General features: G+C 65.5%; 10 protein-coding genes. 8 read left to right on the forward strand and 2 right to left on the reverse strand.

Translation table 11 applies throughout. The features are described 5' to 3' along the window. Positions 1-7 precede the first annotated feature (7 nt). Positions 8-1,105, forward strand: a complete 1,098-nt coding sequence (gene zapE / locus F1609_RS12355; RefSeq protein WP_167076724.1) for a cell division protein ZapE — start codon at positions 8-10, stop codon at positions 1,103-1,105. A 32-nt stretch (positions 1,106-1,137) separates the two neighbouring features. Further along, the gene (locus F1609_RS12360; RefSeq protein ID WP_167076725.1) at positions 1,138-1,839 is read left to right on the forward strand and encodes a hypothetical protein; all 702 of its coding nucleotides are present in this window, start codon (positions 1,138-1,140) and stop codon (positions 1,837-1,839) included. A 46-nt stretch (positions 1,840-1,885) separates the two neighbouring features. On the opposite strand, the gene F1609_RS12365 is transcribed toward F1609_RS12360, so the two are convergent. After that, a complete protein-coding gene (locus F1609_RS12365; RefSeq protein WP_167076726.1) occupies positions 1,886-2,692 on the reverse strand; it encodes a PP2C family protein-serine/threonine phosphatase in 807 nt (268 codons plus the stop codon). A 221-nt stretch (positions 2,693-2,913) separates the two neighbouring features. On the opposite strand from F1609_RS12365, the gene F1609_RS12370 reads away from it, so the two are divergent. The 4 genes from F1609_RS12370 (at position 2,914) to F1609_RS12385 (ending at position 7,991) form a co-directional block, all read left to right on the forward strand. Next, positions 2,914-3,114: a YdcH family protein gene (locus tag F1609_RS12370; protein ID WP_166881122.1), complete on the forward strand. Its 201-nt coding sequence runs from the start codon at positions 2,914-2,916 to the stop codon at positions 3,112-3,114. 55 nt (positions 3,115-3,169) lie between these two features. Beyond that, positions 3,170-5,185 carry a DNA repair helicase YoaA gene (gene yoaA, locus F1609_RS12375; RefSeq protein WP_370661622.1) on the forward strand — a complete coding sequence of 672 codons (2,016 nt, stop codon included), beginning with the start codon at positions 3,170-3,172 and terminating at the stop codon, positions 5,183-5,185. A 3-nt stretch (positions 5,186-5,188) separates the two neighbouring features. Further along, positions 5,189-7,015, forward strand: coding sequence for a DUF885 domain-containing protein (locus F1609_RS12380; protein WP_167076728.1), 1,827 nt, complete (start codon positions 5,189-5,191; stop codon positions 7,013-7,015). A gap of 136 nt (positions 7,016-7,151) precedes the next feature. Next, positions 7,152-7,991: a DUF6159 family protein gene (locus F1609_RS12385; protein WP_167076729.1), complete on the forward strand. Its 840-nt coding sequence runs from the start codon at positions 7,152-7,154 to the stop codon at positions 7,989-7,991. An 80-nt stretch (positions 7,992-8,071) separates the two neighbouring features. On the opposite strand, the gene F1609_RS12390 is transcribed toward F1609_RS12385, so the two are convergent. Further along, positions 8,072-9,052, reverse strand: a complete 981-nt coding sequence (locus tag F1609_RS12390) for an NADPH:quinone oxidoreductase family protein (RefSeq protein WP_167076730.1) — start codon at positions 9,050-9,052, stop codon at positions 8,072-8,074. Between the two features lie 99 nt (positions 9,053-9,151). Between F1609_RS12390 and F1609_RS12395 the strand changes: the two genes are divergently transcribed. Then, a complete protein-coding gene (locus tag F1609_RS12395; RefSeq protein ID WP_229421841.1) occupies positions 9,152-9,847 on the forward strand; it encodes a toll/interleukin-1 receptor domain-containing protein in 696 nt (231 codons plus the stop codon). A 10-nt stretch (positions 9,848-9,857) separates the two neighbouring features. After that, on the forward strand, positions 9,858-11,914 hold a 2,057-nt coding region (locus F1609_RS12400), incomplete at its 3' end, for a tetratricopeptide repeat protein (protein ID WP_167076731.1).

The raw sequence follows: 11,914 nt of genomic DNA on the forward strand, positions 1-11,914 counted from the left end.
TCCCCAGATGAATGTCCAAGAGTTCTACCAGCACGCCTTATCCCAACGCGGCTTTACCTCGGACGAGGCGCAGCAACGCGCGGTCGACCGCCTGCAGCGCGCCTACGAGGAGTGGGTCGAATTCCGCTCGCAGCGCTCGTCCACCTTCAAGCGCCTGATCAACCGCCCGGACGTGCCGCGCGGGGTCTACCTGTGGGGCGGGGTAGGGCGCGGCAAGTCGTTTTTGATGGACAGTTTTTACTCGGTGGTGCCGGTGGTGCGCAAGACGCGCCTGCACTTCCACGAATTCATGCGCGGCGTGCACCGCGAGCTCGATGAGCTCAAGGGCGTGGCCGATCCGCTCGACGAAGTCGCGCGCCGCATCGCCAAAAAATACCGCCTGATCTGCTTCGACGAATTCCATGTGTCGGATATCGCCGACGCCATGATCCTGTATAACCTGCTGACGGCGCTGTTCAACAATGGCGTGTCGTTCATCATGACGTCGAACTACGATCCCGACCTGCTGTACCCGGACGGCCTGCACCGCGACCGCATGCTGCCGACCATCGCCCTGCTCAAGGACAAGCTCGACGTCTTGAACGTCGACGCCGGCATCGATTACCGCAAGCGCGCGCTGGAGCAGGTCGAGAGCTACTACACGCCCCTGAACGCCGCCTCCGACGCAGCGCTGCGCAGCGCCTACGCGCGCATCGCCGAGACGGCCGACGAAGACCCGCGCATCCGCATCGAAGAGCGCGAGATCCGCGCGCTGCGCCATGCCGGCGGCATCATCTGGTTCGACTTTGCGACCCTGTGCGGCGGGCCGCGCTCGCAGAACGATTACCTGGAAATCGCCAGCCGCTTCCACACCGTGGTGCTGTCCGGGATACCGGCCATGTCGGCGGCGCAGTCGTCCGAGGCGCGCCGGTTTACCTGGCTGATCGACGTCTTCTACGACCACAAGGTTAAACTGCTGATGTCGGCCGCCGTGGCGCCGGAAGAGCTGTACACGCAAGGGACGCTGTCGAACGAGTTTCACCGCACCGTCTCGCGTATTATTGAAATGCAGTCGCGTGAATACATGGATGCGGAGCGGCGCGGCGCGGCCGAGTCGCTTTCCTGACCCTTCGCCGACCAGCCCACAGGACACTGAACATGAACAACCGATTTGCTTTTCCGATGATCCGGCTTGCCGCGCTGGCGCTGGCCGCCGGCCTGGCCGCCTGCACGCCCGGGCTGCAGCCGACCAGCATGGCGCCGCTGGTGCCCGCCACCGAGTCGCTGGAACAGGCCGCGCTCAAGCTCGACCAGGTACGCGCCCAGCGCGCCGCCACCGAAGCGCGCTACGCCAACAGCGAAGTGACCTGCTACGAAAAATTCTTTGTCAACGACTGCCTCGATGAAGCGCGCGAATACCGGCGCGTGACCCTGGCCTACCTGAACGCGGTGGAAGACGAAGCCAAGCACTTCCAGCGCAAGGCTTCGGCCGACACGCGCGACGCGGCGGTGGCCGAATCGATCCGCGTGGCGGAAGCGGAAGAAGCGCGCCTGGCGGCCAATCCGGTGCCGGCGCCGGTGGCGGCGCCGCCGAAAGTGAAGAAACCATCGACCAGGCCGAGCCTGGAAGCGCGCCAGGCGGCGCAGGCGGCCAAGCTGGCCAACATCGCCGCCGCCGAGAAAGCGGCTGTGCCGGAACGGGCGGCCAACGCGGCGGCGTTCGAGCAGAAGCGCATCGATTCGGAGAAGCGCCAGCGCAAGGTCGAAGAGAAGAAGGCGGCCAGCGCCAGGAAAGCGGAAAAGGCGGCGCAGGACGCCGCAGCGGCTGCGCAGAAGAAGGAAGCGAAAATTTCCAAATAACACGTCGTTCCCGGCCTCGGCGGCCGCCTTGGCGGGGAACGACGGGCTATACCGCCCTACGCATCCGTTCGACCGTGTAATTCGGCACTTCCTTGGGCGGCTTGACCAGCTTCACAATGGCCATGGTGCAGTTGCCACCCTTGCCCTGGGCCCGTTCCACCGCCTTGTTGATCAGCAGTTCCGACGCCTGGCGCGGGGTGTTCTTGCTGGTCGCGGCACCGAGTTCGGCATCCGTGAAGAAGTGCCACAGCCCGTCCGAGGCCAGCAGGAAGGTGTCGCCGGCAGCCAGGTTGTCGTGCTGGCCGACAGACACGAACGGCTCCTTGCGGCTGTTGCCGAGCACATTGACCAGCAGCTTGGAGTGGCGATGGTTCCTGGCCGCTTCCAGCGGCAGCTTGTCGGTGCCGACCAGGTGCTCGATGTAGGGCACGTCGCTGGTGCGCACCACGCATTCGGCGCGCACGAAGCGGTACAGGCGCGAATCGCCCACGTGCGCCCACACAGCCCGGCCTTTGGGGGTGATGATCAGCCCGACAAAGGTCGCATGCGGCTCGATTTTGCTGGTGACACCGTTGAGCTTAAGCACGGTATGGGTTTCGAGCACGATTTCGCGCAGCAAGTCCTGCAGGCGCTCGACGCTCGGGTCGTCGCCCGGCTTGAACAGGTCGAACTGCTGCTTGGCTGTCAGCAGCACCTGGTCCGAGGCGGTGGCGCCGCCGGAAACGCCGTCCGCCAGCACCGCCATCATGTAGCCGGGCGCGCGCGCCCCGGTGAAGAGGGCGGTGCGGTTGGTCTGTTCCGGCCGGTTACCGATGTGCTGCGCGGTGCCGGCTTCTATCTTGTATACGTTCATATGCTTGGGGTAAAGTCCTGGCTGCGTTACCATACGGCTCTCTGGTTGCCGTATTCTATATTGTTGGCTGCAACGGCGCCGTAGATTAAACTATGCACTCAGTATGCTGCTTGTTGCAAGCAGTGACTATTTTCTGTGTGACAAAAATTGTTTCAGATTGTATGCGTTTTTCGCCCGCAGTTGATGAAATTTTTGAAATGAACTTGTCTGGAATGCCACACATGAACGATGACCAAACTATCCAGCGCCGCCTGATCGAACTCGATGTGGAACATCGCGACCTGGATGCGGTCATAGACATGTTGACCCTGGACGGGCACCACGACCAGTTGCAGCTGCGCCGCCTTAAAAAGCGCAAATTGCAACTGAAAGACCATATTACCCTGTTGAAAATGCAATTAGTGCCCGATGTTCCGGCCTGATCCGTCTTCGCTTCTCTGAAATGCCACTTTGACCGACCCTCAACTTGCACCTGCGGTGCCTCCTGACGCCGACGGCGAACCCTCCGTGCCGGCCCTGCCGGAAGGTAAACACGATGCCGAAGTCGACCGCCTGTTCAGCGCGGGCGGCCCGCTTGCGCCGTCCGTGGGCAGCTTCAGCCCGCGCCGCTCGCAGACCGAAATGGCCAAGTCGATCGCCCAGGCCATCGCCGACCAGAGCACCCTGATCGCCGAGGCCGGCACCGGCACCGGCAAGACCTTCGCCTACCTGGTGCCGGCGTTGCTGTGGGGCGGCAAGACCATCATCTCGACCGGCACCAAGAACTTGCAGGATCAGTTGTTCTTGCGCGACATTCCGACCGTGCGCGCCGCGCTCAAGGCGCCGGTCTCGGTGGCCTTGCTCAAGGGCCGTTCGAATTATGTCTGCCATTATCACCTGGAACGCACCCTGCAGAACGGGCGCATGACCTCGCGCGACGATGTCGGCAACCTGCGCGAAATCTCGCGCTTCATCAAGATGACCAGTTCGGGCGACAAGGCCGAACTGGCCAAGGTGCCCGAAAACGCGCAGATCTGGAACCTGGTCACCTCGACCCGCGACACCTGCATGGGCGCCGAGTGCCAGTACTACCAGGATTGCTTCGTGATGAAGGCGCGCCGCGAAGCCCAGCAGGCTGACGTGGTGGTGGTCAACCACCACCTGTTCTTCGCCGACGTGGCGCTGAAAGACACCGGCGTGGCCGAACTGCTGCCGTCGGCCAATACCATCATCTTCGACGAAGCGCACCAGCTGCCCGATACGGCCACCCTGTTCTTCGGCCAGACGGTATCGACCTCGCAGATCCTGGAACTGTGCCGCGACGTGCTGGCCGAGGGCCTCTCGCACGCGCGCGGCGGGCCGGACTGGGCCAAGGTGGTCATGGTGGTCGAAAAGGCGGCGCGCGACCTGCGCCTGACCTTCCCGCAAGACATCATGCGCCTGTCGCTGGCGCAGATCATGCCGTCGTCCGAGTTTTTTCCGGCCTTGAACACGCTCAAGGAAAAACTGGCCGAGATGATCACCGTGCTCGAAGACCAGGCCGCGCGCGCCGAAACCATCGAACAGGTGCGCGTGCGTGCGGTCGAGCTGGCCGCTTCGCTGGACGGCTGGAAGCAGGACGGCAAGGGCAAGCTGGTCGAAGGCGACCAGGCGGTGCTGTGGGTCGAGGCCTTTTCGTCCTCGCTGCAATTGCACAAGACGCCGCTGTCGATCGCGCCGATCTTCAACAACCAGCGCGAAGGTACGCCGCGCAGCTGGATCTTTACCTCGGCCACCCTGGCGGTCAAGAACGACTTCAAGCATTTCTCCAACCAGATGGGCCTGACGGGCGAACCGTCCAAGACCTGGCCGAGCCCGTTCAACTACGAGCAGCAGGGCTTGCTGTACGTGCCGAACGGCTTGCCGGAGCCGAATTCCTTTGGTTACACCGATGCCGTGATCGACAGTGCGCTGCCGGTGATCGAAGCGGCCGGCGGGCGCACGTTTTTCCTGTGCACCACGATCCGCGCGGTCAAGCAGGTGTCCGAACGCCTGCGCGACGAGTTCGCCAAGCGCGGGCTCGACTTTCCACTGTTCGTCCAGGGCGAGCGCGGCCGCACCGAACTGCTCGACTCCTTCCGCAAAGCCGGCAACGGCGTGCTGGTCGGCTCCCAGAGTTTCTGGGAAGGGGTGGACGTGCGCGGCGATGCGCTCTCGCTGGTCATCATCGACAAGCTGCCCTTCGCCCCGCCCGACGACCCGGTGCTGGCCGCGCGCATCGACGTGATGGAAAAGCAGGGCTTGAACGGCTTCATGCACCACACCTTGCCCGAGGCGATCATCAACCTCAAGCAGGGAGCGGGGCGCCTGATCCGCGACGAGACCGACCGCGGCGTGCTGATGATCTGCGACCCGCGCCTGATTTCCAAGTCGTACGGCAAGCGCGTGTGGCAGAGCCTGCCGTCGTTCAAGCGCACCCGCCTGCAGGAAGACGTGATCGCCTTTTTCAAACCACCTCAAGATACCCGGGATTAAGCCATGACCGTGCTGCGCTCGCTGTTACTTTCCGCCCTGCTGGGCACGACCGTTACGGCGGGCGCCGTGGGCCAGGTACTTGCCCCGGTTCCGGCGCCGCCGCCGCTGGCGGGCGAGGCAAAGCCGGCCGCCAATCCCGCCGCGCAGCTGGCCCGGCTGGCCGAGCACTATTACGAAGAGCAGGCGCGCTACGAGCCGGTCAACGCCACGTTCTCGGGCGACAACCGCTTCGACGACCTGCTGCCGATGACCATCGTGCCGTCGGTGCGGGCGCGCCAGTTCGCCATGCTGCATGAAGTGCGCGACGAGCTGGCCCGGATCGACCGCAGCCGGCTGGCGCCGCTGGACCTGACCACCTACGACATTCTCGCGTTCGAAGTCAACAACCTGCTGCGCTTCGAGGCGCTCAAGGATTACCTGCTACCGATGAACCACATGGACAGCCTGCCCGTGCTGCTGGCCAATTTTGGCGCCGGCGACGGTTCGCAGCCGCTGGCTACGCTGGCCAATTACCAGGCTTACCTCAAGCGCATTACGGCCTTGCCGCAGTGGACCGACGCGGCCATCGCGAACATGCGCATCGGCATCAAGCAGGGCGTGGTGCTGCCCAAGGCGCTGGTGCAGTCCTTGCTGCCGCAGATCAAGACGCTGGCCGCCGCGACGGTCGAGACCAGCGCCTATGCGGCGCCGGTGCGCTCGCTGCCTGAGCGCTTTTCCAAGGGCGAAAAGGCGCGCATGACCGGCGCCTACCGCGAAGCGGTGCGGGTGCAGGTGCTGCCGGCGCTGCGCAAGCTGGCCAGCTTTCTGGAAACCGAATACCTGCCGGCGGCGCGCACCACTGCCGGCTGGGGCAGCCTGCCGGACGGCGGCAACTGGTACCGCGCGTGGGTGGCGTCGCAAACCACCAGTACGCTCGCGCCGGAAGAAATCCATCGCATCGGACTGGCCGAGATGGCGCGCATCAATGCCGAATTTACCAGGCTGTCGCCCAAGCTCGGCTACAGCGGCGCCCCGGCCGGACTGCCGCGCTGGCTGGCGCAGCAAGATAAATATCGTCCGTTCAAGACCGAGGAAGAAGTGCTGCAGGCCTACCGGGCCCTGAACGCGCGCATCCTGCCGATGCTGCCGCGCCTGTTCGCGACCCTGCCCAAGGCGCCGCTCGAGATCCGCGCCGAGCCGCCGCTCTCGCGCGAGACCGCGTCCGACCATTACACCGCCGCCGCCGCCGACGGCGCGCGTCCCGGCATCTTCTGGGCCGTGATTCCCGACCCGGCCAGGTACGCCAGCACGCGCATGACTTCGCTGTTCCTGCACGAAGGCCATCCGGGCCACCACTTCCAGCTGTCCAAGCAGCAGGAGCTGCCGATTCCAAAGTTCCGCAAGTTCGGTGGCAACAATGCGTATGTCGAAGGCTGGGCGCTGTACGCCGAATCGCTGGGCAAGGAAATGGGCCTGTACGAGGATCCCAACGCCTACGCCGGCCACCTGATGCTCGACATGATGCGCGCCGCGCGTCTGGTGGTCGATACCGGCCTGCACGCCAAGGGCTGGACGCGCGAGCAGACCATCCGCTTCCTGGTCGACGAGGCCGGCAATACGGAAGACGATGCGCGCAATGCGACCGAACGCTACATGGCGTGGCCGGCCCAGGCGCTCGGCTACAAGGTCGGCGCGCTGAAGATCATGGAGTTGCGCCAGCGCGCGCAGACGGCGCTGGGCGACAAATTCAGCCTGGCCAGATTCCATGACGCGGTGCTGTCCGACGGCACCTTGCCATTGGCGCTGCTCGAGACCAAGATGAATGCCTGGATCGCGCAACAGGCCCGGTGACAATTGTTGTTAATTGTCAATCAACCGGTTGAAAAGGCAATTTATTGATAGATTGACATGATCTTCTGTGGTACTTTGTACAGCAATGCGCATAAGAAATATTTTCTTGCGTAGTTACCATCAAAGGAGTGCCACCATGTTCGACCGTTTCAAGCGCAGCTTCGATCTTGTCAAGGCCAGCGCCGCCGTGCTGCGCCAGGACAGCCACCTGCTGATGTTCCCCGTGATTTCGGTGGCGGCCTCGCTGGCCGTGGCCTTGTGTTTCCTGCTGCCGGCCTTCGGCCTCGGTTCGCTCGACGGCCTGGGCGAGAGCGATGCCGCCTGGACCGCGCTGGCCTTCCTGTTTTACATCAGCCAGTACTTCGTCATGTTCTACTTCAATGCCGCGCTGGTCGGCGCCACCATGATCCGCATGGATGGCGGTTCCCCGACCCTGGGCGACGGCCTGCGCATCGCCAACAGCCGCTTCGGCACCATTCTCGGCTACGCGGTGATCGCCGCGACGGTCGGCGTCATCCTGCGCGCCATCCAGGAACGGCTCGGCTTTGTCGGCCGCTTTATCGTCGGCCTGATCGGCGTGGGCTGGACCGTGGCGACCTTCCTGGTGGTGCCGGTGCTGGTGGTGCGCAATACCGGTCCGATCGAGTCGATCAAGGCCAGCGCCACCCTGCTCAAGCAAACCTGGGGCGAGAACGTGGTCGGCCAGTCCGGCATGAGCCTGTTCTTCGGCGTGCTGATGCTGCTGGTGGTGAGCGTGACCCTGGCCGGCGTGGGCCTGGGCGTGAATATCGGCAGTGCGGGCCTGGCCATTGCGTTCGTGGTGATCGGGGTACTGGCGTCGCTGTTGATCTTGCTGATCCATAACGCGCTGTCCGGCGTCTACGCGGCCACCCTGTACCGCTTCGCCGCCAACGGCAATGCCGGCAACGGTTTCGACCAGTCCGTGCTCAACAGCGCGTTCGCACCGAAGGCCTGATTTTTTCGCGTTGACAGCGGCGGGTGGCGGCGCGCAAGCGTCCCCACCCGCCCTTGCGTTAACGCCCGGTTGCGCTGCCCTTATCGCTGCGGCAGGATCACGACCTTGCCGGTCACCTTGCGCGCCGCCATGTCGTTGAGCGCCTGCGCGGTCTGTTCGAGCGCGTAGCGGCCCGAGATGCGCGGGCGGATCTTGCCTTCGGCCAGCCATCCCATCAGTTCGCGCATGGCCGCCAGGCTGGCCTTCGGCTCGCGCTTGGCGAACTCGCCCCAGAACACCCCCATCAGCGAGGCGCCCTTGAGCAGGGTCAGGTTGAGCGGCAGCTTGGGGATCTCGCCGTTGGCAAACCCCACCACCAGGTAGCGCCCGCGCCAGCCGATCGAGCGGAACGCCGGTTCGGCGTAGACGCCGCCGACCGGATCGTAGATCACGTCCGGTCCCTTGCCATCGGTGGCGGCCTTGATCGCTTCGCGCAGGTCGTCGGTCGTGTAGTTGATGGTGGCGTCGGCGCCGTGCTCGCGGCACACCGCCAGTTTTTCATCGCTCGAGGCGGCCGCGATCACGCGCGCGCCCAGCGCCTTGCCGATCTCGATGGCGGCCAGTCCGACCCCGCCGGCCGCGCCCAGCACCAGCATGGTTTCGCCAGCCTTGAGCGCGGCGCGGTCGACCACCGCGTGGTGCGAGGTGCCGTAGGTGAGGGTGATGGCGGCGGCGGTGTCGAAGTCCATGCCGGGCGGCATCGGCATGACGGCCTGGGCCGGCACCACGATCTGCTGCGCAAACGCGCCCTGGGCCGAGAACGCGATCACCCGGTCGCCCACCTTGACATTGCTCACGCCTTCGCCCAGCGCGGCCACCACGCCCGACAGTTCGCTGCCGGGGGTGAACGGCAGCTCCGGCTTGAACTGGTACTTGCCCTGGATGATCAGCACGTCGGGGAAGTTGACCCCGGCCGCCTGTACATCGATCAGCACCTGGCCCGCTCCCGCCACCGGGGCGGCCAGTTGTTCCACTACCAGGCTGTCGGGCAGCCCCCACGCTTTGCAAACCACGGCTTTCATAGGTGTCTCCAATAGTATTTTCAGAAAATAGTACGACCGTTTGATTTTTGATTATGCCTCAATTCGGGATGGGCGGGGGTGGCGCGATGGTCCGACCATTTGCGTGCGCGCAAGGCGGGCGCCGCCGCGCTTGCTACAGTCGAAAATGCAAGCGCGCTGGTGGATTCACAGGAGAGGGAGGCTGACATGGCAATCCGTTACGGCTGTTTCTTTAGTTACGCCCACGGCCGCTATGAGCTGATGAACCGGTTCAAGGCTTCCCTGTCCGATGCCATCCGCTGCTATCTGGAACCCTATTTCGACAATGAAGACGAGTTGTTCATTGACACCGAACAGCTTGGCGGCGGCGACGACCTCGACCGCCGCATCGCGCGCGCCCTGTGCGAGAGCGTCACCATGATCCTGATCTACACCCCCAAATACGAGGCGCACGGCTACACGCGGCGCGAGTTCGCCGCGATGCAGGCCATCGAAGCCGAGCGCAGCCAGTGGTATCCGATGCCCAGCCACCTGATCATTCCGGTGATCATGACCATGCATCCGGCGCGCCTGCCGCCGCAGATCGCCGCCTCGCGTTTCTACGTCGATTTTTCGCATTTCACGATGGCCACCGGCGACTTGAAATCGCATCCGGATTTTCTGCCGGACATCAAAAAAATCGTGGACCGGATTGTCATCCATTATCAGTATCAAAAAAAGTACACGCCCGTGGGCCATGACTGCAACCAATTCGTGCTCCCCGCTGTCCCACCAGAGTGGCGCGATCTGCCGGATCTGTCTTTCCCGAAAAAATAAGAGGAGCAACATGGAAATCCAACGCCTTACCCTGCCGCCGCGTTCCGGTCCCGGCGATGTCACCACCTTCTATTCGTTCGAGAGCGCCAGCGCGCGTAGCGTGGCCCTGGCAACCATGGCGCGCCTGCTGGCCGGGCGCGAGAACGCCACCGTGCCGGTGCTGATGATCGATTTCGATACCGCCTCGCCCGGCCTGCACCACTATTTCGAGCGCCGCGGCGAGCGCGCCGGCCTGCTCGAATACTTCCAGGCTTGCCGCGACCAGCTGCGCCTGCTCGGGCGCGGCCATCCGGCGCGCGCGCCGCGCGGCTATGCCGAGGACGATGCGCACGCCCAGGATGATGTGGCGCTGGCGCGCCAGGTGCTCGAGGCGGTCGACTGGGAACCGTTCGTCGAGCGGGTCGACCTCAGCCGTCCACTGTACCTGATGCGCGCCGGTCATTTCGACGACAGCTACGGCGAGCGCGCCGACCAGTTCGACTGGGATGGCTTGTTCCAGCTGTGTCCGGCCCTGTTCCGCTGTTTCGCTGAGTTCATGGCGCAGCGCTTCGCCCACGTGCTGGTCGACGCGCGCAGCGGGCGTTCGGCGGCGGTCAGCATCTGCACCACCTTGCTGCCGCGCCGCCTGGTGACGGTGTTTACGCCCACCCAGCGCAGCCTGGACGGCCTGGCCGGAGTGGTCACGCGCGCCATCGAATACCGTTGCAGCCACGAGCAGGAGCAGCGCCCGCTGCTGGTGTACCCGCTGGCGGCCGCGATCGACAGTGCCGACAGCGCGCGCCGCCTGCTGTGGCGGCGCGGCGACCCGCACAAGGCGCTGGCCGGCTACCAGAGCACGATCGAACAGTTGCTGCGCCAGTGCTACGGGGTCTCCCGGGTCTCGCTCGACAGTTACTTCGACGAAGTCCAGCTGCCCGAGCTGCACGCCATGGCCGGCGCGGCGCAGCTGGCCCACGGCGGCGAACGCGACAGCGACCGCTTTTCGCTCACGCGCACCTTCGACACCTTGCTCGACTGGTTCCTCGGTAACTATTTTCCGTGGCAATCGCACGCCGAAGTGCGCCTGGCCAGCGCCATCGGCGCCGCGCGCGAGCGGCTCGGGGGCGGCATCGACCTGGCGCTGTCGCTGCCGCTGGCGCGCGACCTGCACCAGCTCGGCATGCTGCAGCGCGGCGCCGGGCGCGCCGCCGAGGCCATCGCCTGCTTCGAAGAAAGCATCAACCTGCGCCAGCGCCTGCTGGGCGACGACCACCCCGACACCCGCGCCGGACGGGCCCAGCTGGCCACCCTGCTGCGCCAGGACGGGCGCCTGGCCGAGGCCCAGTTCCTGCACGAACTGCTGCTCGACGATTGCGCGCGCCTGCTCGGCCCCGAACATCCCGATACGCTCATGGCGCGCGCCGCGCTGGCCGCCACCGTGGCGCGGCGCGGCGATTTCGGGCGCGCCCTGGCGCTGCACGAGCAGGTCATCGACGCCAGCGAGCGCCTGTACGGCGCGGCCCACATGCGCACGCTCGACTGCCTGGCCGAACAGGCCCGCACCCTGGCCCGCCACGGTGAATACAGCCGCGCGCGCATGGTCTACGAACGCGTGCTCGACGGGCGCGAACGCCTGCTCGGCAGCGAACACCAAGACACCCTGCGCTGCACCCAGGAGCTGGCGACCCTGCTGCGCGAGCTGGGCGACCTGGGCAATGCGCGCAAGTTGCAGGAAGGGGTGGTGGCGGCGCGCGAGCGCCATGCCGGCCCCGACCATCCAGCCACGATGCAGGCGCGCGAACTGCTGGCCGAGATCATGGCCGCCCAGAGCGACCTGGCCGGCGTGCGCGCCATGCTCGAACTGCTGGCGCGCAGCCGCGAACGCAGCCTGGGCGCCGCCCATCCCGACACCCTCAGCAGCCAGTTGCGGCTGGCCTCGACCCTGAGCCAGCAGGGCGATGTCGACGCCGCGCGGCGGCTCCAGCAAAAGCTGGCCGACTGCGGCGCGCCGGGGCCGGCCGGCGCCGCTCCCGACCCGGCGGGCCCGGCGCCGGCCAGCTGGCCGCGCCCGGGGCAGGGCGCCGAGGC

This window comes from Massilia aquatica (assembly GCF_011682045.1).
In the GTDB taxonomy this organism is placed as follows: Bacteria; Pseudomonadota; Gammaproteobacteria; order Burkholderiales; family Burkholderiaceae_D; genus Telluria_A; species Telluria_A aquatica.